The following is a 21,936-nucleotide window of genomic DNA, read 5'->3' on the forward strand; positions in this document are numbered from 1 at the left end:
CGAACCATTTTTGCGATAGGTTTTGTTGCGATTCTTCTTGGATCATTCGCCCAGCTGGTAGGCGCGTGGCCCTGCTAAGTCGAACCCGCTTCTAACCACTTCGACCGAATCACAACCGATGCCCGTTTCGGCGCGGCGAGAGATTTCAATTCCTCGCCGCGCCGCTCGGCATTCTGATTTATCAGCAATCGCGCTGCCCATGCGTAGACGGTCGCATCCAAGGACTCGGCTCGGGCGCCTTTGTTGCGCTCAAAGCGTGCCACGGGCTGGCCCTTCGCGTATCGCACAACGCGCCTTTCCGAAGTCAATTGCTCGAAATAAATCGCCTGCAGGTCTTCACTAAAGCGAACGCCCGTGGCGCGCGATAGCCGGGCAAACAGATTCGATTTGATGGCGTCTGAGCCGACAAGCCATAGGTGCTGACTGCCCGACTTTTGCAGGAATGGGCGGGAGAAGCCCGAAACACCTTTGATCGACACGACGCGCCGACCAAAACGCGGCCGTGTGAAGGCGTTCACAAGCTCGGTATGGCCACCGTCACCAGAGTCAACGCAAGCCGCGCTGATTCCGATCGTTGCACCGCGCGGATGCTTCCAAGTCTCGCGCAACATCGAGTCCAGTTCCTGCCAAACCGCTTCGCCGTCGATGTTGCCCCAAAAGACGCGATGATCGAGTATGTGCAGATCGGTCTGCCCATGGCCGCAAATTACGGCTTCCAAGCGGTCGTCTTGGCAGTCGATGCCGGCAGTGATCCACAGAACGTCATCTTGCAGGTTTTCGAGGCTGAAAGCTTCGCGCCGGCCGAACAGTTCATGCTGGTCAAAGTCTTCACCTTCCGTGCGCCAGGGCTCACCCAACACCAGGTTGGTGAACGTCTGCAGCGTTTCGGGTGTCCGCTTGGCTTGCAGGAATTCCGCTGCCAGCGTCGACCAGCGAGCGTTAAAATGCGGGCTCACAAGCGAGTTGATGCGAAAGCCGGCCCGTCCTGTCACTTCCGGCGCCGTTGCGCGCCAGCGGCCTTCCTGTACCGCCTGCATCTTGTGTTTTTCTTCGATGATGCAGCCATTTTCCGGGCAGATAACATGAGCCGTTTCCGGCTTGCCCTCATCCCACCGCACATGCTGCCATTTCAGTTCGAAGTGCTCTCGGCAGGACGGGCAACGAATTTCGAAAATGCGCTTGTCGGACGCGTCATAAAGTCGTGTGACCGGCCCATGATCGAAAATCGGGGTGCCACCGAAAACCATCTTCCGGTCGCGGTAGGTTTGGCTGCGCATCCGTAAAAGGTCCAACACTGAACCTTCCTCCGTTGGCGCATAGGCGTCGATTTCGTCGGCAATGATGATCTTGCCCAGCTTGCGTCGAAAAGCGCGCGGGCTGGAGGCTGACAGGAATTCCAGACTCCCGCCTGGATACAGCCGCCGCATCATGGTCGAGCGGCCCGACTCGTCCGCGCCGTCGGAAATTAGCCCCCGGATTGCGGGCGAAGCTTCAAACAGTGCTTCAATGTCGACGCTGAAAGCGCGGGAGTCGTCGGTCGTCGGTTGCGTTGCGAGAATTGGCGCGGGTGCGGTCGAGACGACGTGCCCGACGTAGCCAGCTAGCAGCGCCGTAAAGCCGATACGGGCTGATTTCTGAAACACGATCTCCCACGTTTCGGGATCGTCCAGCGCCTCGCAAATCCCGCGCTGATAGGCGTACAAGCGCATTCTACCAGGCGTGGCTGAAGCGGTCGACGGCAGGAAGATGTTACCTTCGATCCAGTCGGCCAACGGCATATGGACGGGCGGCCGCAGGACTTCCAGCGCATCGCGCCGGATGCGATCAAGCGTTTCCATTGGCGAGACCTTCCAGCGCGCCCCGAATCTCGCAATCAAGCGCGGCAACATCGTTTGCCGTCAGGTGCGGCATGGTTGCCCCGTAGCGGCTCGGGACGGCTAGGACAGCGGCCCGGATGTCGCGGAGGATCGATTGCCATTCGCGGTTGACGGCTGCGGCGCTGACCATCTCGCCAGCGGCTAGGCGGTTCTTTGCCTCTTGGGCTTCCGCCTGCGCTTTGGTCAGCCGCAGGCGCTCGGCCTTCAGCACGTCGCCCCCTTCGCTTGGGCGGCCGGCCCTGCCAGCGTGCAAGCGCAGATGGGCGCAATAGGCTTTGATTGAAGCCGGAAGATCGTATTCCGCACGTCCGGTCTTAATGACAATCTCTGAGCGGGCAAGGTCAGCCACGCGCTGCCGGGAAATCCCTAGCAGGCCGGCAAGCTGGCTTTCGTGAACCGTCTGCGGGAGGCCAGCGGCAGGCGGGTCATCGCTCGAAAGCAGGTCAGTTAGATCGTATTCCATTACGGCAATCCATTTGTGAAAAATTCTGCAAAGAGGTTTCTTTTGCGGTCTGAGACCCCCGCACCAGGCCGCCCATGGGAGGGACCCGCCGAGGGAAATGGGACAAGGTCAATCATTTGTCTCGGTCTCCTTTGTGTGCCTGCTAACCTTGCTAACCCTGTTTCCCAAGACTCTACGATTGAGGTACACAAATGGGCTGTGTCTTAAGTGCTCTTCCGGAAATGGGCTGTGTCTCAATTGCTCATCACTTTCAGAGAGTCCGTAGATAGAGGGTTAGCAGCTTAGCAGTTGTTGTAAGCCATTGAAATTGTTTATATAAAACCTGCTAACCTTCGAAGTCGGCAGGGTTAGCAGGGTTAGCAGTTTAAGGGCAATTGCTAACCCTCGGCAGGCAAGGTTAGCAGGCAGGGTAAGCAGGCTATGCCTCCCTATCGTAAGCAATGACACGGCCGTATTTTTCCTTCAGATCGTCACGAGAAACCGGGCCACTAGACCGCCTCCAGGCCGTCAACATGGTAAGAGCCCTGCCGATGCGCATGGCGTCCACAGTGCCAGGCGAAGCGTCACGGTGCAGCATCTCGCGCCATATCTGAGCGGTGCATGTGGTCGTGCGGTATCGCCTCGGTTCGTCGTCGTCATCGAAATCGCCCAAAGGCTGGCCAAGCCATGCCTCTATCTGGCCTGCCAGGATTTCCACGTCGCTTTCCGCCCGGCGACTGGCCTGCAGCGCCAATGCTTCTTTCTCGGCTTCCCGTGACAGTGAGAGGTTCAAGGCGCTGCCATCCGGCCAGCCGTCCCGCATGGACTCATAGAGATACAGCGCCTCAGCCCAAATCATGGGTATCGCCTCTTTCAGCGCGTCGATGTCGATTGGATGGGCACTTGTCGCCGTCGATTTGATCGGCCAATAGCGGCGGTTGCCGGTAGGGTCTTTCAAGTACTGGTCATCGTTCGTCGTGCCCATGAACACGCACTGCCGGCGCCGGGTGACAGGCTGGTATGCATAGGCGAGGCGCGCGCGATCCTCGGTTTTGACAAGCGACTCCTTCACCTCATTCGCCTCGGCTTTGTTCAAGCTGGCAAGCTCGCCGACTTCGATGATCCAATAGCCTTCGGTCTGTTCGATCATTTTCTGGCTATTCGACCAGTCGATGGTGGGCGCGCCGCCCCACTCCATTCCCAGCGTTGCCACAAACGTTGATTTGCGGCTGCCCTGCGGTCCTTCGATGATGGGCATGAAGTCGAATTTGTGCCCCGGCTCGAACACGCGTGCCACGGCAGCTATCAGCCAAAGCATGGCCGCTTCACGATGGTAAGGCGTGTCGGGGCAGCGCAGATAATCGATGAACATTGTTTCGGCTCGGTCTGTGCCGTCCCATTGGGCAAGCGATGTCAGCCAATCGCGGATAGGGTGCAGTAGGTTTTCACGCGCCGCTCGACCGATGGCGAGATGGGTTATATCTTTGGAAAAGTCCGCGCCCATGCCACCATTGAGCGGTGACGCGCTGAGCCACGTTCTAACATCGTCGGCATGGGCGTCGGATAGGGTGCCGCCTTCCCAATGCTTGCCGGTGAAGTGGTTGCCGTCTGGTCGCCGTTGCACTTTCACGCGTTCATAGAATTCGTCCAATGCGAAGACGCCTTGCATGGCTGCATGGTGGGTGATGATGTTGGAGGCGTTGTCGGGCGTCTTCTTCACATTTTGGTTGTTGTCCAGGTCGAGACGCACTTTACCGCTATGAGATTTCGACGCGGCAGTCATGACCGCCTTCCACGTTTCCTTTGTGGTGGAGTTCAGGTCTGCGGTGCCGATGCGAGCGCCGGATACGGCGCAGTCAGCGTCTGCGGTCACTATCGACACTCTACCCCGTGTCCATTTGTGGATGGGCTTGCCGCGCTTGTCTTTGCCGAGATGCTGGGTGCCGCGAAAGAATATGTTGACGCTCCCGCCGTTCGCCTCGGCATAGGAATTACAGCGTTCGATTAGCTCTTTCGCCCATGATTCGATGACGCCATCGGCAACGCAATTGTGAAGCGTTATGACGCCAAGGCCGTTGCCGACTATGAATCGGACCTGTCTGCCAGTGGCGTTTGCAGTGGTGAAGGTCGTGCCCGCGCCGGGCTTTAGGCTGAGCGGTTTCCCATCGGGACGGGGGAGCCATCTAGGGTCATCGTGAAAGGCCGCTAAACTGGTTGCGATCGACGGCGCGTCCGCTAGAAGCTCACTGAGATCGAAACGGGAATTAGCTTGCGCCGGGTCGTCTGTTTCGTGTATAGTCATGGCTATCTTTCATACTTCTGATTTAGGCCGTCCGGGTGCGAACCGGGCGGCCTTTTCCGTTTGAAAGGCCGCGCCTCATCATAGCCGAAAAGATTCCTAATAACCAGAGCGAAGAGCCCGTAAGCCTTTGATATTGCTTTCACTTTTGGGGTGAAAACGTCAGACTATGAAATATAGCAACGGTTATATCAGCGGGTCGATTTACAGTGCCGTTTTACAGCGTTCGCGCTCAGGTGATTGATTTTATTGGTCCAGTTGGTCCCTTCATCGCACCAGCCTTCGCTCTTCGAGCTTCGGCTGGCAGGCCACCCAAAGATAGTTGGACGAGAAGTATCCTCCGAAGCCTTGGCGAAGGAGGACTAATAAAGCGGTTCCTCGAACAACGTCTTGTCGCCGTCCATCAGCGCCTTGATCTGTGCCGTGCCGTCCTCGGCGATCGCGACGCGGATGCCGAACGGCCGCACCCGCATGTCGTTCTGGATCGCCATGCCCTCGCCTTCCGGCAGATAGAAGCGCTCGATGCCGTAATCCGGCGCGATCGTCGCCTCCGGCGTGCGCAGGTCCCAGCCTTCGGCGACGTGGCCTGATATATCGGCCTCGTCGGCTGCGGCCGGCGCCGGCGCCTGCCCGAACCAGGCTGCGGTCGGTTGCCAGTAGCCGTCGGCGCCCGGCTTCAGCCTGACCACGATCGACGTTTCCTCGCTGGAAAGCTTGCCGGCCGGAATGTTGCCGATCAGTTTCACCGGTATGCGCGAAATGTCGTAGCCGAGCAGAATGTAGTCACCGCGCAAGAGATCGCGCGGATCGATCGGCTCAACCCTGAGCAGGACCTGCTTGCCATCGCGCAGGATCGCCGCGCGTCCGGCGATGATCCAGCTCAGAAAGCCGATCTGGACGAGCGCCAGGACCAGCGCCGAGATGATCAGTCTTTTGCCGGTCATCATGCCGCCACTCCTGTCATGTTCGAGGCGTTCATGCGCTTTTCTATGCGGATGATAATGAAAGCAAGAACGGCGAGAAGCACCGCCGCCGCAAGGAAGAAGCCTGCCGTGTCGAGCATTGATTGCAGCATCACCACATAGATGATGGCGAGTTCGAAGGCGAAGCCCGCATAGGCAACCCAGCGCAGTCCCCGGCTCTCGCGGCCGCCCAGCACGATCGCCGCGACGATGCCGGCCAGCGCAACAGCCGAGGCAATGGCGAAGCCGCTATTGTAGCTGCTTTCATCCGCCAGTTCGAATTGGATCATCGCCAGGCCTGTGAGAAAGCCGACCAGCGCGTGCAAGGGCAACCTGCCGCCGAGTTGCAAAACCCTCTCGACCGGCCCGGCAGCAAAGATCGCAGCGGTAAAAAGCAGCACCGACGCGGCAACGAGCGGGATGGCGACTTGCAGCGTGTCGTATTCCATGGCCAACAGCACGAGGTAGAAAAGGACCGACAGGATGATCAGGTGGCGCGCCGCCTGGCTGCGCGTCCAGAACGAAACGGCGAACAGAATTAGCGCCATGACCACGAAGAGATGCGGAAATTCCGTGCGCCGGAAGTAGTCGAACCCTCTCAGGAACAGCCAGGCATCGGCGATGCCGACGGCAGCGACGGTCAGCGGGTTTGAGCGCAGCGCCACCGCCGCCAGCGCGGTGCCGGCGCCCCAGGTGATCAAGGCCGAGGCCTCGTCGCCCGACAAATGATACATCTGGCCGATCAGCGCGATCGAACCGCCGAATGCCGCCGCCGCGACGATCCACAGTGCTTCGCCGATCGCCGCATGGTCGCGCATCTTCAGCACCGCCCCGCCGACATAGCCGGCAAGGATAACGGCAAAAAGTGCCGCGACCCGCACCAGCCGCGGGATGACTTCCCAGTTGGCGGCGATAAAGATCAGGATAGCCGCGCCGAACAGCAGCGCCGCCATCATCGCCAGGATCGAGCCGAAACTCAGCGATTTGCGTTCGTTTGCCTCGACGTCGCGCGTTAGAGCCTCGGCTGTCGGCGCGTCGATCAGGCCAGCCTGCTGCCATCGCGCGATATCCGACCTGACCCGTGACGAATAGCTCGCCATGCCCCTCCCCCTTTGCTTGGTCCTTTTAGCTCGTCCGGCCAAACGTTTGACCTAACGGCATTTTCCGATCTGGGCGGAAAACCGGACGCGCGTTGATGCTGCATTGCACAATTTGCATTGCTGCCATGCACCAATAGCGCTTTTAAATCGATATGACCCCACCTATTTTCACGGTGCACACAAAGACGGAATGATCCGAAAGAAAGACGAAACGAGACTACCATGAACCTGATCCGCAACTATCGCAACTGGCGCCGCTATAGGGACACCGTGTCCGAGCTGAACCGCCTGAGCACCCGTGAACTGACCGACCTCGGCATCAGCCGCAGCGACATTCACTACGTCGCCCGCAAGGCGGTCTAATCCTTCGGGCCGCAAATGGTCCGAACCAGTTTTGAAAAGAGAACGACAATGAACCTGATCCGCAACTATCGTAACTGGCGCGTCTACCGCGAGACGGTTACCGAGCTGGGTCGCCTGTCGAATCGCCAGCTCAACGATCTCGGCATCGTCCGCGACGAGATCAAGATGGTCGCTCGCAGGGCGATCTAACCACAAGAATTTCGCCAGGGTCGACCTCCTCCCCGACCCTGACGGATACGGTCAGCCTTCACCTCCTCCCGAGGGTTGACCACAAAAACGGCGCCCGCCGGACCTCCTCCCCCGGCGGGCGCTGTTTCTAGGTTGTTTCTAAAAAGGGTTTCGCGCCCTTTCAAATGGCGAAAGGAATTTCGTCTAAGCCGACCTCCTCCCCGGCGATGGCGAATACGGTCGATCTTCACCTCCTCCCGAGGATCGGCCAACAAAACGACACCCGCCGGATCTCCTCCCTCGGCGGGTGTTGTTGTTTTGGGCGGTCTTTCCTAGGCAGCCCACTTGCGGTGCGATCCCTGGCAATTGCAATCCTTGCGCCAAGCGACTATTTCGGCGCTCATGGACAAGAACCCCATTCACGTTATCGGCGGCGGTCTCGCCGGCTCCGAAGCCGCCTGGCAGGCGGCCGAAGCCGGCATTCCCGTTGTCCTTCATGAAATGCGTCCCGTCCGCGGCACCGATGCGCACAAGACCGACGGGCTGGCCGAGCTCGTCTGTTCCAATTCCTTCCGCTCCGACGATGCGCAAACCAATGCCGTCGGCCTGCTGCACGCCGAAATGCGGCTGGCCGGTTCGCTGATCATGAGCGCCGGCGACGCGCATCAGGTGCCGGCCGGCGGTGCGCTCGCCGTCGACCGCGACGGATTTTCCGAAGCGGTAACCAGAAAGCTCGAAGCCCACCCGCTCATCACCATCCAGCGTGAGGAAGTGCCCGGCCTGCCGCCGGCGGACTGGGACCAGGCGATTATCGCCACCGGCCCGCTGACCGCGCCTTCGCTCGCCCAATCGATCGCCGAAGCAACCGGCGCCGACGCGCTCGCCTTCTTCGACGCCATCGCGCCGATCGTCCATTTCGACACGATCGACATGGACATCTGCTGGTTCCAGTCGCGCTACGACAAGATCGGCCCCGGCGGCACCGGCAAGGACTACATCAACTGCCCGATGGACAAGGAGCAGTACCATGCCTTCGTGCAGGCGCTGGTCGACGGCCAGAAAACCGAATTCAAGCAGTGGGAAGGCACGCCCTATTTCGACGGCTGCCTGCCGATCGAGGTGATGGCCGAGCGTGGCATCGAGACATTGCGCTACGGGCCGATGAAGCCGATGGGGCTGACCAATGCACACAATCCGTCTGTAAAGGCCTATGCCGTCGTCCAGCTTCGCCAGGACAACGCACTGGGCACGCTCTACAACATGGTCGGCTTCCAGACCAAGCTGAAGCATGCCGAGCAGGTGCGCATATTCCGCACCATCCCCGGGCTGGAAAACGCCGAATTCGCCCGCCTCGGTGGCCTGCACCGCAACACCTACATCAATTCGCCGACGCTGCTCGACGCTTCGCTGCAATTGAAGTCGCGGCCCGGCCTGCGTTTTGCCGGCCAGATCACCGGCTGCGAAGGCTATGTCGAGAGCGCCGCCATCGGCCTGCTCGCCGGGCGCTTTGCCGCCGCCGAAAGGCTTGGCCATGCGCCGTCGCTGCCGCCCTTGACCACCGCTTTCGGCGCCTTGCTCAACCATATCACCGGTGGCCATATTGTCTCCGACGACGAGCCGGGAAAGCGCTCCTTCCAGCCGATGAACGTCAATTTCGGTCTGTTCCCGCCCGTGGACGCGCCAAAGATCGAGGGCAAGCGGCTGCGCGGCAAGGACAAGACGGTCGCCAAGCGGCATGCGGTGACATCGCGCGCGCTCGCCGACTGCCGCGAATGGCTGGGGCTGCCTTTTCGGGCGGAAGCGGCGGAGTAGCTCCCTGCTTGCGGATTGCGCGGCGCAGAAGTAGGATAACATCCTACTTTGTATCGCGAGGCCAAATTCCATGGAATCCGCTGAGAAACTGTCAATCACCGTAACGCCCGCCATGGCGCGTATGATCCGCGAAAAGGTTGAAGACGGCTCCTTCGGTTCGGCCAGCGAAGTCATCCGCGCAGCGCTTCGCGCCTTCCAGCGCGAGGAGGAAGAACATGCCGAGCGCATGGCCTCGATCAGGGCGCGTGTAAAGGCGTCGATCGAGGATACGAGGCCTGGCTATACCGGAGAAGAGGTGCGCGATCATCTCCGAGGACTGTTTGCTCGGTATTCAGGCCGCGCTGATGATTCAGCGGCTTGAGGTCGACTACCGTGAAACCGCCAGAAACGATTTGGCTGACATTTTCAAGCACATCATCGAGGCCGGCGGAAATCCGGACATAGCGCTGAAATTCGTGCTTCGAATCGAAGATCGCTGCCGAAGCATCGGCAATGCACCGCGTGGCGGCCGGCCGCGCGATGACATTGCACCAGGGTTGCGAACGGTGCCGTTCGAGCACTCGGCTATTATCGCCTATGTTGTCAGCGACGATCTTGTTCGCATCGTCAACATCTTCTACGGCGGTCGCGATTATGAGACGCTGATGCGCGATGGCGGATCGAGTAATCCATCGTGATGAAAAACTACTCGGCCGGGGCGATGCTCGCCGCCTGCAGTCCAGGCTTGGCGGCCTCCCCGGACTTCCTCATTGGTCATCAGCCTTCATGCGGCCGGCCAGCCTCGCGTCGCTCGCCGGAACAAAAGCCAATGCCGGCGCAGGACGGAGAGCCGAGCCATATCCTTGAGAGGCGAGCGGCGGGCAGTCTCCATCTTGTCGAGATAGGCGCCCGTCAGCGCCAGCGGCAGAAACGCCGGACGCAGTGAAACCGGCAGGGTGGACGCCCCCTGCTCGAAGGCGGAAAGATGTTCCCGTGCCAGCGCGATCATCGCGGCGACAGCGCGTTGCGCTCCAGACCCACCATCGCCCGCAACGAACTCTTCCGGCGACGATCCCGCCGCGGCCAAAATGTCGGCCGGCACAAAGCACTGTCCCCGCTTACGATGCAGCGGCAGCAGAAGCAGCAGACCGGTCATCGCCTGCGCACAACCTGCCCTGCCGGCAAGTTCGGCAAAGCGCGGTGCTTCGACCGGATCGAGCACCATCGCCGCAAGCTGGATGAGCGCGGCGGCAGTCTCGCCGCAATAGCCTTCGAGATCGGTACGCGACGGCATCGGGTCGTCATAGAGATCGAAGATGCGCGCTTCGAGCATATTGTCGAAAGCCGCCTTGGGCAGACGGTGAGTGGAAATCGTCGCCTTCAGCGCGTCCGCCACGGGATGGCCAATGTCTGCCTCATCCTCTTCGGCGGCGATGACATCGCGCCACCATTGCAGCCGGACCTCGCCCGGCAGCGCTTCGCGGATGCGATCGCGAATGCCGGCAATTTCGGCGTTGAAGGCATAGAGCGAAAACAGCGCGTCCCGCTTGTCTTCGGGCGCGTAGAGCGCGGTCAGGTAGCGGTCATGATCGGCGGCGCGCACCGTCTCCATGACGACTTTGGTGTTTTCGGCCACGTCAGTCGACGGCGATGAGTGCTGCGGCCACGGCGCGGTCTTCAGCCAGCAGCACATTGTAGGTCCGCACAGCCGCCCCGGTCGACATCGGATCGGCGGAAATGCCCGCTTCTTTCAGCGCGGCCCGCAGCGCTGCAGGCAATGGCCTCAGATCCTTGCCGCTGCCGACCAGCAGGATCTCGACCTTGGCGGCCTCGTTGAACAGCTTGGTGAAATCCGCTGCCGTCAGCGCCAGCGGATCGGCCGGCTCCCAGCCATAGATGCCCGAAGGCAGGCACAGCAGCGAGCCGCGATGCGACATGTCGGCAAAGCGGAAACCGCCATTGCCGTAAGCCTCGATCGGTGCGCGGCCGGGGAAATGCGCCTCGCGGATGACGATGCCCTTGGCCACTTTTGAGGCAAGCCGTCAGGTGGCTATGGCTTTGCCGCCGCCCACCGGCTTTTCCTCATCGGACGCTGTGGCCTGCGGCCGCAGCTTGAACAGGATAAGCAGTGGCGCGGCGATAAAGATCGACGAATAGGTGCCGAACACGACGCCGAACAGCATAGCCATGGTGAACGAGCGGATCACCTCGCCGCCGAACAGCACCAGCGCCAGCAGCGCCAGGATCGTCGTCACCGAGGTCAGCGTCGTCCTCGACAGCGTCTCGTTGATGGCGTTGTTCAGCAATTGCGGCAGCGGCATTCGCTTGTATTTTCGCAGATCCTCCCGGACGCGGTCATAGACAACGATCGTATCGTTGAGCGAATAACCGATTATGGTGAGGATCGCCGCCAGCGACGACTGGTTGAATTCGAGGCCGGTAATGACGAAGAAGCCGATCGTCATGACCACGTCGTGCACGGTCGCAACGATGGCGCCGACCGCGAACTGCCATTCGAAGCGGAACCAGACGTAGATCAGGATGCCGAGCAGCGCGACCAGCATGGCGATGGTGCCTTGCTTGGCAAGCTCGCCCGAGACCGTCGGCCCCACCACTTCGACGCGGCGGAAATCATACTGGTCCTGCAACTCGCCGCGCACCTTGTCGATGACGGTCTGCTCGGCGTTCTCGCCGCCCTCCTGCGTACCGACGCGGATCAGCACGTCGTTCGGCTCGCCGAACTGCTGAACCTGCACCTCGCCGATATTGAGTTCCGTCAGCCTGCCGCGGATGTCGGCCAGATCGGCATTGCCGGCCTTGGACTGCACCTCGATCAGTGAGCCGCCCTTGAAATCGATGCCGTAATTGATGTCGATGGTCATGAAGCCGATGACCGACAGCACCGAAAGCACGCTGGACAGTGTGAACGTCCAGCGGCGGATGCCCATGAACGGAATTTTCGTGCCGGGTGGAATGAACGTCACCGGCGCCCGCGGCAACTCCTTCGGACGGGCGCGGCGAAGCCAGATCGACACCAGCAAACGGGTGAAGGTGAAGGCGGTGAAGACCGTGGTCAGGATGCCGATGGCATAGGTGACGGCAAAGCCCTTCACCGGCCCGGTTCCGAGCCAGAACAGCACCACGGTTGCGATCAGCGAGGTCACGTTGGAATCGACGATGGTCGCCAGCGCCTTGCTGAAACCGGTATCGATCGCCTGAATGACCGAGCGGCCGGCACGTCGCTCCTCGCGGATGCGTTCATAGATGAGGACGTTCGAATCGACCGCCATGCCGATGGTCAGCACGATACCGGCGATACCAGGTAGGGTCAGCGTCGCTCCAAGCAGCGACAGCAGCCCGACGATCATCGCAACATGCACCGCCAGCGCGATGTTGGCGAGGAAGCCGAGGAAACCGTAGGCGACGAACATGAACGCCACCACCAGGATTGACCCGATGATACCCGCGACCTTGCCGGCATGGATGGAATCCTGGCCGAGACCAGGCCCCACGGTGCGCTCCTCGATCACAGTCAGCGTCGCCGGCAAAGCGCCGGCACGCAGCAGCACGGCGAGGTCGTTGGCGCTCTCGGCAGTAAAATTGCCCGAGATTTGGCCGCTGCCGCCAAGGATCGGTTCGCGGATCTGCGGCGCCGAAATCACCTGATTGTCGAGGATGATGGCGAACAGCTTGCCGACATTCTGCGATGTCGCCTGGCCGAACCGCGTCGCTCCCCTGGAATTGAAGGTGAACGAAACCACCGGCTCGTTGGTCTGGGAGTTATAGGTCGCACTCGCTTTGTCGAGGTCTTCACCCGAGACGATGACGCGGTTCTCGATCAGATAGGGAACGGGCGGATCGTCCTGCGAATAGAGCACCGAGGACCCCGCCGGCGGGCGGCCCTTGAGCGCATCCTGCACCGGCATCGACTGGTCGACCATCTGGAAGGTCAGCTTGGCGGTCTGGCCGAGGATCTCCTTCAGCCGCTGCGGATCCTGCAGGCCCGGCACCTGGACCAGAACGCGATCGTCGCCCTGCCTTTGCACGATCGGCTCGGTGGTGCCGAGCTCATTGACGCGGCGACCGACGACCTCGATCGACTGCGTCAGCGCCGCCGAGGTGCGGTATTTGATGCCGGCATCGGTGACGGTGAACTTGAGCAGGCCGGGCTGGGATTCATCCAGTGTCATCTCCCGGATGGAGCCGCCGCTGAACAGGCCAGCTTGCACCGGATCGGTTAATGTCTTCAACGCATTCTTGGCGACATCGACCTGATTGGCATCGGTGATGCGGACCTGAACGCTGCGGCCCGATCCGGAAAGGCCGGTATAGCCGACCTTGGCATTGCGCAGCAGCGTTCGAATTTCGTCGCGCGTCGTCTCCAGCTGGTCCTTGATCAGATCGTTCGGATCCATCCTGAGCAGGATGTGCGAGCCGCCCTGCAGGTCGAGGCCGAGCGTCATCTGCCGCTTCGGCACCCAGTCGGGCAACTTGGCCAGCGTGCTGGCGGAAAAAAGGTTGGGCGCAGCGAGGACCACTGTGGCGGCCACGGCCAGCCAGATCAGGATCATCTTGAAGCGCGAAAAATAAAGCATATGGCGTCGTCCGTCCGGGCGTACTGGCGGATCGTTCCGCCGACAATTCGGTTATTTCTTGGCGTTCTGGTTCGCCACCGGCTCGCCCTTGACGCGCACGTCGGCGATCGTCGAGCGCAGCGCCGTCACCTTGGTACCGCCGCCAAGGTCGATCTCGAGCTCGTTATCGTCGATCACCTTGGTTACCTTGCCGACCAAGCCGCCACCGGTGACAACGGTGTCGCCGCGGCGAACCGCCGCCAGCATCTCGCCGCGCTTCTTCAGCTGCGTACGCTGCGGCCGGATGATCAGAAAATACATGATCACGAAAATCAGAGCAAACGGCACGATCTGGATAAACATTGCGGACGAGTCCCCGCCGATGCCTTGGGCGTATGCCGGTGTCACGAACATCGAGGTACTCCTGAATTTTAAAAACAGCCGCCAAACCGTTCTGGGAATTTGACGGCCCCGCCAAATTTGGCCGGAATATAGTCGGTAACGTTGCCAATGCAACTGCGCGGCCGGGCAAATCGGCTGCTTTTCCGGCCTGGTGAGCCGTGTTACAGGGTGATCCCGAAAAGCGACGCTCGGTTTTCGCAAAAGATCATGGCCGAACAAATGCTTGGGGCGAGTTTCGAAACCGCTGAAATCAGGTAGGTTGCGCTGCCGCACCGTCCTGAACGCGAAGCAAAAAGACAAGAGATGACCGACAGTACCATCGATATCCTGAGCCAGAAGCTCGACCGCCTGATCGAGGCGGTCGCCCGCCTCGCCCCGCCGCCGGTGCCTCAAACCGACCTGGGCGAGGCCGATTGCTTCGTCTGGCAGGCCGATCCCGGCTATCTGGAACCGGTGCGCAAGGTCAACCGCGTCGACATCGGCCTGATCCGCGGCGTCGACCGCGTCCGCGACATATTGGTCGACAACACCGAGCGCTTCGCCTCCGGCTACGCCGCCAACAACGTGCTGCTATGGGGCGCGCGCGGCATGGGCAAATCGTCGCTGGTCAAGGCGGTGCACGCCGCGGTCAAGCCCGACCTGCCGCTCAAGCTGATCGAGATCCATCGCGAAGACATCGACACGCTGCCGAAGCTGATGGGCCTGCTGAAGGCAGCGCCCTTCCGCTTCATCCTGTTTTGCGACGATCTGTCATTCGACCACGACGACACCTCCTACAAGTCGCTGAAGGCAGCGCTTGAAGGCGGCGTCGAGGGCCGCCCGGCCAACGTCATCTTCTACGCCACCTCGAACCGGCGGCATCTGTTGCCGCGCGACATGATCGACAATGAGCGCTCGACGGCGATCAATCCGTCCGAAGCGGTCGAGGAAAAGGTTTCGCTGTCGGACCGTTTCGGCCTGTGGCTTGGCTTCCACAAATGTTCGCAGGACGAATATCTCGACATGATCGACGGCTATGTCCGCCATCACAATCTCGCCATCGATCCCGAGACGCTGCGCGCCGAGGCGCTGGAATGGGCGACGACGCGCGGCAGCCGTTCGGGCCGCGTCGCCTGGCAGTTCACCCAGGATCTGGCAGGCCGGCTCGGCAAATCACTGAAGGATTAGCCGCTCAAGGACTAACAGCAGAAGAAGCCCGCACCTTGCGGAGCGGACTTCCTCGGCGGGCTGAAGGTCAAGTGGCCCGCAAATCGCTTTCGTCTTCTATTCGAGATAGGTCGAAGGATCGACCGGCGCCGAGTTCTTGCGCACTTCGAAATGCAGTTTCGGCGAGTCGGTGGTGCCGCTCATGCCGGACAGGGCGATTTCCTGGCCGCGCTTGACCTTTTGGCCGCGCTGCACCTCGATCGAGCTGGCGTGGCCGTAGACGGTGACCAGACCGTTTTCGTGCCGCACCAGCACCGTGTTGCCGAATTCCTTGAGGCCGTCACCGGCATAGATGACGACGCCGTTTTCAGCCGCCTTGACCGGCGTCCCCTCGGGCACGGCAATGTCGACGCCGTCCTTGCCGCCACCGAAGCTTGAGATCACGCGGCCGCGCACCGGCCAGCGCATCTTGCCGATGCCGGTTGCGTCCGGCGCCACCGCATCGTCGTCCTCGGCCTGCTGGATGACTTTCGCGTCCTTCTTCGGCGGCGTGTAGGAGGCGAGCGTCTGCGTCGGCGTGGCCTTGGCCGGCGGCTGGGTGGTGGCCGTCGTCACCGGATCGACCTTTGCCGGCTTCACGCCGGCGACGACAGCGGTTCCGCCTGCCGGCACTTTCAGGGTCTGGCCGATCTTGAGCAGTCCGTCCTGCATGCCGTTCGCCTGCTTCAACGCGACGACGCCGACGCCGGTCTTTCTGGCGATGGCCGACAGCGTATCGCCTTGCTGAACCGTGTAGGTGCCGCCGGCACCGGCCGGCTTGGCCGTCGTCGAAGCCACTTTGGGCGCGGTCTTTCCATCCTTCGGCTGGCTCGCCGCAGCCGAGGCGTCCACCTGCGCGGCAGACTTGCCTTCCCTGAGCTTCGGTTGCTGCGGCAGCACGGCCACCTTCTCCGGCGCGTCGGCCGGCTGGTCGTGCCTGGTGCCGTTCGCGGGCTTGGCGTCGGCGACTTTCGGCGTGGCGCCGTTGCTCGAATACGCATAGGCCGGGATGACGAGCTTCTGGCCGGTCTTCAGCCCCTTGGTCGCGCTCAGCCCGTTGACTTTCATGATGGCATCGGCCGGCACGCCGTAGCGCCGCGACAGGCCGGAAATGGTCTCGCCGTCCTTGACGACGATCTCGGTTGCATGCGGTGCGCCTGCGGCCGTCGCCATGCGCGGCGCGTCGGGCTCGGCGTTCTTGAACGGCCTTGCCGCCGGAGCGACGGTGCCGGTTGCCGTCCTGTCGACACGAGGAGCGGCAGGCGCCAGGGCCGGCGCGGCAGCGGTACGCACCGGACGGGCGGCGGGTGCCAGGGCGGGAGCCGGCGGCGGCAATTGCTGTGCCGTAACCGGTTCGAGGCTTGAGCGGCTGACCGACTGGGTGTGGCTGCCGTCGATCGGCGCGGCCGCAACATCGCCCGGATAGGGCTGGGCAGCATCCTGCTTGTCGATGATGGCGCGCTGGTTGTTGGTCGAGGCGGTGAACACGTCATCGACGCTGTTGAACCGCGCCACCTGGGAACTACACCCCGTCGCAGCGCCTGCGATCATGAGGACGGCGCAGCCACGCGCCAGATTGCGTCCGTTTGCCTTCAAAACACTGAATTGCATCGCACTAACCCGCACAGACCCGGTACAACTGAGTGTGATTAAAGCGCGTTAATGTTACCGGTCGGTTAAACCTGTAGAATCAGACGCAAATTTTCTTAAAATGTTTCGAGGATCGAGCGCCGGGGTGTGTTTCTGGCCAGGCCGTGCGAGTCGAAGAATTGGCCGAAGGCTCTCAGCTTCGTCATCCTAGGGCGGAGCAGGAGCGAAGCTCCGTCGCGGAGACCCTGGGATCCATTCCGTGACCTTGGCCGAATAATGCGGCGGAGCAGAATTCTGTTGCGCCCTAGGATGACGAAGCACCAGGCTTCAGCTGCCCCCAAGCGGCCGACGGTTAGGATATCAAATCACCGCGGCGACGCCGTGCAGGATCGGCTGCAGGCGCACCAGGCCGATATCCTCGCGTTCGAAGCGGCTGCCGACCTTGGTCAGCTTGGCCAGCACCTGCTCGCCTTCGTCGGGTCCGATCGGCGCGATGACGATGCCGCCGCTCGACAATTGGTCGAGGAGAAAGCGCGGCAGGCTGTCGAAGGCCGCCCAGGCGACGATGCGGTCGAACGGCGCTTCGTTGGCCAGCCCGTTGGAACCGTCCGCCTGGCGCACGATGACATTGCCGATGGCGAGCGCCTCGAGCCGCTGCCGGGCCTGTTCGGCCAGCGTCTTGTAACGGTCGATGGTGACGATCCGCGCGGCAAGCCGCGACATCACCGCCGCCGTGTAGCCGGATCCGGTGCCGATCTCGAGCACCCGGTTGCCCGGCTCGATGGCAAGTGCCGCGATCACCGCCGCCTGCAGGTCGGCGCCTTCGATGGCCTCGCCGCATTCGATCGGCAGCATACGGTCCGACCAGGCCATCGGGTGGAAATGCGGCGACAGAAAGCCGCGCCGCGGCGTCGCCTCGAAGGCGGCGATCAGCGCCTTCGGCACCGTGCCCCTGCCGCGCAGGCGAAGCAGGAAGGCAGCGAAACCTTCGCGCTCGTCGACGGTTGCAGCGTGGTTCAAGTTCATGCGAGCGCCTTGGCCAGTTGATCGCGGATTTCATACGCGGTGAGATCGAGTTGCAGCGGCGTCACCGACACCAGCCGATTGCGCAAGGCATGGAGGTCGGTGCCTTGCTTGCCCTCGACTGGCTCGCGGCCGAAGCGCAGCCAGTAGTAAGGCAGGCCGCGCCCGTCGCGCCGCTCGTCGACCCACAGGCTGTGGACCAGCTTGCCCTGCGAAGTGACTACAGTTCCGGCGATCTCTTCCGGCGCACAGTTCGGAAAATTGACATTGAGCAGCACGCCGTCCGGCAACGGCATGGCGACGAGCTTTTCGAGCAGGGCCGGCGCCAGCGCTTCGGTGGTCTCGTAGGGAACGACGCGGTCCTCGCCGACATAGGAATAGGCCTGGCTGATGGCGATCGATCGCACGCCGAGCAGCGCGCCTTCCATGGCGCCGGCGACCGTGCCCGAATAGGTGACGTCGTCGGCGATGTTGGCGCCGGAATTGACGCCGGACAGGATCAGGTCAGGCGCTTCGGGCAGGATCTTCTTCACGCCCATGATGACACAGTCGGTCGGCGTTCCGCGCACGGCAAAGTGCTTTTCGCCGATTTTCCTGAGCCGCAGCGGCTCCGAGATCGACAGCGAATGCGCATAGCCGGACTGATCCTGTTCCGGTGCCACCACCCAGACGTCGTCCGACAGCGTGCGCGCGATGCGTTCGAGTGATGCAAGGCCCTCGGCATGGATGCCGTCGTCGTTGGTCAGGAGGATGCGCATGAGACCGCCTTTGCAGAATTGGATTGACGGCAGCGCTCTTCGATACCCCCCTCTGTCCTGCCCTCTTTTCCACCACTTGACATCTCCCCCTCAAGGGGGGAGATCGGCAATACCGTAGCCGCCGCCTTCCTTGCTACGCCAACAGTTGGCGAAAGCTGTGATGACGGCGCAATCTCCCCCCTTGAGGGGGAGATGTCCGGCAGGACAGAGGGGGGCGCGAAGGAACGCGGGGCCGACAAGCTTGTCACCTCGATGATTCGATCTTTGCGAGACCGCCCATGTAAGGACGAAGCGCTTCAGGAATGGTTACGCTGCCGTCCTCGTTCTGGTAATTTTCGATGACGGCAATGAGAGCGCGGCCGACGGCGGTGCCCGAACCGTTCAGCGTGTGGACGAAGCGGTTGCCCTTGCCGTCCTTGTCCTTGTAGCGGGCGTCCATGCGCCGCGCCTGGAAATCGCCGCACACCGAGCAAGACGAGATTTCGCGATAGGCATTCTGGCCGGGCAGCCAGACCTCGATGTCGTAGGTCTTGCGCGCGCCAAAGCCCATGTCGCCGGTGCACAGCGTCATGGTGCGGAACGGCAGGCCGAGCCGCTTCAGCACCTCCTCGGCGCATTCGGTCATGCGCTCATGCTCGGCAACCGAAGTCTCCTGGTCGGTGATCGACACCAGCTCGACCTTGTAGAACTGGTGCTGGCGCAGCATGCCGCGCGTGTCGCGCCCGGCCGAACCGGCCTCCGAGCGGAAGCAAGGCGTCAGCGCGGTATAGCGCAGCGGCAGCTTTTCATGCGCCGTGATCTCTTCGCGTACCAGATTGGTGAGCGGCACTTCGGCGGTTGGGATGAGGCCAAGCCTGCCGTCCCCGTGCCGAACGAAGAATAAATCCTCCTCGAATTTCGGCAGTTGCCCGGTCCCGAAAAGCACCTCGTCGCGCACCATCAACGGCGGCTGGATCTCTACATAGCCGTGCTCGGTGGTGTGCAGATCCAGCATGAACTGGCCGAGCGCGCGTTCCATCCGCGCCAGGCCGCTTTTGAGCACGGTGAAGCGCGAGCCGGAAAGCCGTGCTGCCCGCTCGAAATCCATCATGCCGAGCGCTTCGCCGATCTCGAAATGCTCCTTCACCCAGTTCGGCCGCGTCGGCACCTCGCCGACGACGCGCTTGACGACGTTGTCGTGCTCGTCCTTGCCGACCGGCACGTCGTCGAACGGCACGTTTGGCAGCACCGCCAATGCATCGGTCAGCGCCTTGTCGAGCTCGCGCTCGCGCGCCTCGCCATTCTGGATGAAGGCCTTGATCTCGCCGACCTCGGCCTTCAGCCTTTCGGCAAGAGCTGCATCGCCCGAGCGCATGGCATTGCCGATCTCCTTCGATGCGGCGTTGCGGCGTTCCTGCCTGGTCTGCAGCTCGGTCAGATGCTCGCGCCGCGCCTCATCCGCGGCGATCAGGTCGTTGACGGTGGACCGCGCATCCTCAGCCGACCACGAGCGCTTCTGGAGCGCTTCGACAAGGGCCTTCGGGTTGTCGCGAATCCATTTGATGTCAAGCATGGTCAGTTCGTCCTCAGAGGGCATGTCGCCCAAAAGTGCGCAGCGGTTTTGGGACAATGACATGCCCAAAACAAAGACCAGAGGGCGTAAACCGCATCGATACAAGACGTCAAGGCAGAGTTCCTTCGCGCCGACCTCAGGTAGGCAGCACGCGCAACGTTCGATCGAAAGGACCCTGGAAACAAAAAACCCGCCTCGGGAGGCGGGTTTTTGGAGCCAATTGGCACCATACTTAAATTAGTAGCATAGCTGCCGGCACAAAGCAAGAACAAAGTTGCTATGGCCGGCAAAAAAATGCTGCCCGCTTCAACCGAACCTACGTCGAAGACGCGTCCGCCGGCTTTTCGGCCACCTCTTCGGTGGCGTCCTGCTTTTCGCGGGCCACACGGTCGCGCTCCTTGCTGCGTTCGATCAGCCGGGCCGACCAGATCGAGACCTCGTAGAGCAGGATCGTCGGAATGGCGAGGCCGATCTGGCTCATCGGGTCGGGCGGCGTCAGCACCGCCGCCACCACAAAGGCGATGACGATCGCCCATTTGCGCTTCTCGGCCAGGGCCGTGGACGACAGCATGCCGACCCGCGTCATCAGGCTTGTCACCACCGGCAGCTGGAACACCAGGCCGAAGGAGAAGATCAGCGTCATGATCAGGCTGAGATATTCGGACACTTTCGGCAGCAGCGAAATCTGCACCTGGTCGTTGGTGCCGGTCTGCTGCATGGCGAGGAAGAACCACATCACCATCGGCGTGAAGAAGAAATAGACCAGCGATGCGCCCATCAGGAACAGGATCGGCGAGGCGATCAGGAACGGCAGGAAGGCGTTGCGCTCGTTTTTGTAGAGGCCGGGCGCGATGAATTTGTAGATCTGCGTGGCGATCAGCGGAAAGGCGATGACCATGCCGCCGAACATGGCGAGCTTGACCTGGGTAAAGAAGAACTCCTGTGGCGCCGTATAGATCAGCTCGACCTTGTGCGGGTCGAGCCCGGCCCATTGGGTCGCCCATCTGAACGGAATGACCAGAAGGTTGAACAGCCGCTTGGCGAAAAAGAAGCAGACCAGGAAGGCAACAAAAAAACCGCCAATCGACCAGATCAGCCGCCGGCGCAACTCGATCAGGTGCTCCATCAGCGGAGCCGACGATTTTTCTATCTCGTCCTTTTCCTTGTCCGAAACGCTCACTTGGCGGCTCCCGCCGTTTTCCTGGCGGCCGGCTTCTTCGCTGCTGACAACTGCGCTTTTTGCTCAGCTTTTGCGGCAGCCTTTGGCGCAGCAGTCTTTGCCGGCTTGGCCGGGACGGCGGCCGGGGCTTTCGCGGGCGCTGGCTTCTTCTTTGCCGCAGGTGCTTTTTTCGGCACGGCCGCTGCAGCCGTTTGCGCCTGCACTGCCGGCGCTACGACGGACTCGTCCGTCATCGGCGGAAAGATCGGCGTGGCCGGCGCCGGCTCCGGCGGGCTGACGCCCGGCATCGTCGTTGCGCCGTTCTTAAGCGGCTCGGCCGCCTGCTCCGTCGCAGCGGCGGCATCGACGGCCGGCTTGGGTTTCATCACTGCGTCGACGCCGGAACGGACGTCGGCGGCGGCCTGCTCGAATGGATTGAGCTGTTTCCTGATCTCGGCTGCCGGATTGAGGCTTCTCAGCGAATCGACCGACTTCTTGACGTCGTCGAGCTCGGCTTCCTTCAACGCGTCGTTGAACTGCCGCTGGAAATCGGACGCCATGGCGCGCAGCTTCGCCGTCGTGCGGCCGAAGGTGCGCAGCATGTTGGGCAAATCCTTGGGCCCGACGACCACGATCATGACGATCGCGATCACCAGCATCTCGGTCCAGCCGACTTCGAACATGGCTATAC

21 protein-coding genes are annotated in these 21,936 nt (G+C 61.8%); 6 read left to right on the plus strand and 15 right to left on the minus strand.

The window, feature by feature from the left end; translation table 11 throughout:
* Positions 1-74: 74 nt before the first annotated feature.
* The 5 genes from NKJ91_RS03625 to NKJ91_RS03645 all read right to left on the minus strand — a co-directional run bounded on the left by NKJ91_RS03625 (position 75) and on the right by NKJ91_RS03645 (position 6,680).
* Positions 75-1,838: a phage terminase large subunit family protein gene (locus NKJ91_RS03625; RefSeq protein WP_352454483.1), complete on the minus strand. Its 1,764-nt coding sequence runs from the start codon at positions 1,836-1,838 to the stop codon at positions 75-77.
* Positions 1,825-2,226 (minus strand): hypothetical protein, encoded by a 402-nt coding sequence (locus tag NKJ91_RS03630; protein ID WP_352454484.1) that lies wholly within the window; start codon positions 2,224-2,226, stop codon positions 1,825-1,827. The genes NKJ91_RS03625 and NKJ91_RS03630 overlap by 14 nt, the downstream gene beginning before the upstream one ends.
* Before the next feature lie 532 nt (positions 2,227-2,758).
* Complete coding sequence (locus NKJ91_RS03635; RefSeq protein WP_352454485.1) at positions 2,759-4,621, minus strand: VapE domain-containing protein; 1,863 nt, start codon at positions 4,619-4,621, stop codon at positions 2,759-2,761.
* Between the two features lie 359 nt (positions 4,622-4,980).
* On the minus strand, positions 4,981-5,565 hold the full coding sequence (locus NKJ91_RS03640) for a GDYXXLXY domain-containing protein (RefSeq protein ID WP_352454486.1): 585 nt from the start codon (positions 5,563-5,565) through the stop codon (positions 4,981-4,983).
* Complete coding sequence (locus NKJ91_RS03645; RefSeq protein ID WP_352454487.1) at positions 5,562-6,680, minus strand: DUF2157 domain-containing protein; 1,119 nt, start codon at positions 6,678-6,680, stop codon at positions 5,562-5,564. Before NKJ91_RS03645 ends, NKJ91_RS03640 begins: the two co-directional genes overlap by 4 nt.
* Before the next feature lie 222 nt (positions 6,681-6,902).
* On the opposite strand from NKJ91_RS03645, the gene NKJ91_RS03650 reads away from it, so the two are divergent.
* The 5 genes from NKJ91_RS03650 (at position 6,903) to NKJ91_RS03670 (ending at position 9,700) form a co-directional block, all read left to right on the plus strand.
* Positions 6,903-7,043: a DUF1127 domain-containing protein gene (locus NKJ91_RS03650; protein WP_023678913.1), complete on the plus strand. Its 141-nt coding sequence runs from the start codon at positions 6,903-6,905 to the stop codon at positions 7,041-7,043.
* Positions 7,044-7,091: 48 nt separating this feature from the next.
* Positions 7,092-7,232 (plus strand): DUF1127 domain-containing protein, encoded by a 141-nt coding sequence (locus NKJ91_RS03655; RefSeq protein ID WP_023678914.1) that lies wholly within the window; start codon positions 7,092-7,094, stop codon positions 7,230-7,232.
* A gap of 381 nt (positions 7,233-7,613) precedes the next feature.
* The gene (trmFO, locus tag NKJ91_RS03660) at positions 7,614-9,023 is read left to right on the plus strand and encodes a methylenetetrahydrofolate--tRNA-(uracil(54)-C(5))-methyltransferase (FADH(2)-oxidizing) TrmFO (protein WP_352454488.1); all 1,410 of its coding nucleotides are present in this window, start codon (positions 7,614-7,616) and stop codon (positions 9,021-9,023) included.
* Between the two features lie 70 nt (positions 9,024-9,093).
* Positions 9,094-9,384: a type II toxin-antitoxin system ParD family antitoxin gene (locus NKJ91_RS03665; protein WP_352454489.1), complete on the plus strand. Its 291-nt coding sequence runs from the start codon at positions 9,094-9,096 to the stop codon at positions 9,382-9,384.
* A complete protein-coding gene (locus NKJ91_RS03670) occupies positions 9,368-9,700 on the plus strand; it encodes a type II toxin-antitoxin system RelE/ParE family toxin (protein ID WP_198023610.1) in 333 nt (110 codons plus the stop codon). The genes NKJ91_RS03665 and NKJ91_RS03670 overlap by 17 nt, the downstream gene beginning before the upstream one ends.
* Before the next feature lie 86 nt (positions 9,701-9,786).
* Here the strand turns inward: NKJ91_RS03670 and NKJ91_RS03675 are convergent, their stop codons facing one another.
* From NKJ91_RS03675 to yajC, 4 genes are read right to left on the minus strand one after another with little or no spacing between them, the layout of a single operon-like run.
* Entirely contained in the window at positions 9,787-10,614 is an 828-nt protein-coding gene (locus NKJ91_RS03675) for a phytoene/squalene synthase family protein (protein ID WP_502903555.1), read from the minus strand.
* Positions 10,615-10,639: 25 nt separating this feature from the next.
* Positions 10,640-11,029, minus strand: coding sequence for an Mth938-like domain-containing protein (locus NKJ91_RS03680; protein ID WP_352454491.1), 390 nt, complete (start codon positions 11,027-11,029; stop codon positions 10,640-10,642).
* A gap of 15 nt (positions 11,030-11,044) precedes the next feature.
* Complete coding sequence (gene secDF / locus NKJ91_RS03685) at positions 11,045-13,597, minus strand: protein translocase subunit SecDF (RefSeq protein WP_352454492.1); 2,553 nt, start codon at positions 13,595-13,597, stop codon at positions 11,045-11,047.
* 51 nt (positions 13,598-13,648) lie between these two features.
* Positions 13,649-13,990: a preprotein translocase subunit YajC gene (yajC, locus tag NKJ91_RS03690; protein ID WP_352451381.1), complete on the minus strand. Its 342-nt coding sequence runs from the start codon at positions 13,988-13,990 to the stop codon at positions 13,649-13,651.
* A gap of 291 nt (positions 13,991-14,281) precedes the next feature.
* On the opposite strand from yajC, the gene NKJ91_RS03695 reads away from it, so the two are divergent.
* Positions 14,282-15,145, plus strand: coding sequence for an ATP-binding protein (locus NKJ91_RS03695; RefSeq protein ID WP_352454493.1), 864 nt, complete (start codon positions 14,282-14,284; stop codon positions 15,143-15,145).
* A 96-nt stretch (positions 15,146-15,241) separates the two neighbouring features.
* Here the strand turns inward: NKJ91_RS03695 and NKJ91_RS03700 are convergent, their stop codons facing one another.
* The 6 genes from NKJ91_RS03700 to tatB all read right to left on the minus strand — a co-directional run bounded on the left by NKJ91_RS03700 (position 15,242) and on the right by tatB (position 21,928).
* Positions 15,242-16,774, minus strand: a complete 1,533-nt coding sequence (locus tag NKJ91_RS03700) for a peptidoglycan DD-metalloendopeptidase family protein (RefSeq protein ID WP_352454494.1) — start codon at positions 16,772-16,774, stop codon at positions 15,242-15,244.
* A gap of 339 nt (positions 16,775-17,113) precedes the next feature.
* Complete coding sequence (locus NKJ91_RS03705) at positions 17,114-17,779, minus strand: protein-L-isoaspartate(D-aspartate) O-methyltransferase (protein WP_352454495.1); 666 nt, start codon at positions 17,777-17,779, stop codon at positions 17,114-17,116.
* Complete coding sequence (surE, locus tag NKJ91_RS03710; RefSeq protein WP_352454496.1) at positions 17,776-18,534, minus strand: 5'/3'-nucleotidase SurE; 759 nt, start codon at positions 18,532-18,534, stop codon at positions 17,776-17,778. Before surE ends, NKJ91_RS03705 begins: the two co-directional genes overlap by 4 nt.
* 244 nt (positions 18,535-18,778) lie before the next feature.
* The gene (serS, locus tag NKJ91_RS03715; RefSeq protein ID WP_352454497.1) at positions 18,779-20,086 is read right to left on the minus strand and encodes a serine--tRNA ligase; all 1,308 of its coding nucleotides are present in this window, start codon (positions 20,084-20,086) and stop codon (positions 18,779-18,781) included.
* Between the two features lie 316 nt (positions 20,087-20,402).
* Positions 20,403-21,266, minus strand: a complete 864-nt coding sequence (tatC, locus tag NKJ91_RS03720) for a twin-arginine translocase subunit TatC (RefSeq protein WP_023678927.1) — start codon at positions 21,264-21,266, stop codon at positions 20,403-20,405.
* Positions 21,263-21,928: a Sec-independent protein translocase protein TatB gene (tatB, locus tag NKJ91_RS03725; RefSeq protein WP_352454498.1), complete on the minus strand. Its 666-nt coding sequence runs from the start codon at positions 21,926-21,928 to the stop codon at positions 21,263-21,265. Before tatB ends, tatC begins: the two co-directional genes overlap by 4 nt.
* Positions 21,929-21,936 lie beyond the last annotated feature (8 nt).

It is taken from the genome of Mesorhizobium sp. M0040 (assembly GCF_040323505.1).
Classification (GTDB): domain Bacteria; phylum Pseudomonadota; class Alphaproteobacteria; order Rhizobiales; family Rhizobiaceae; genus Mesorhizobium.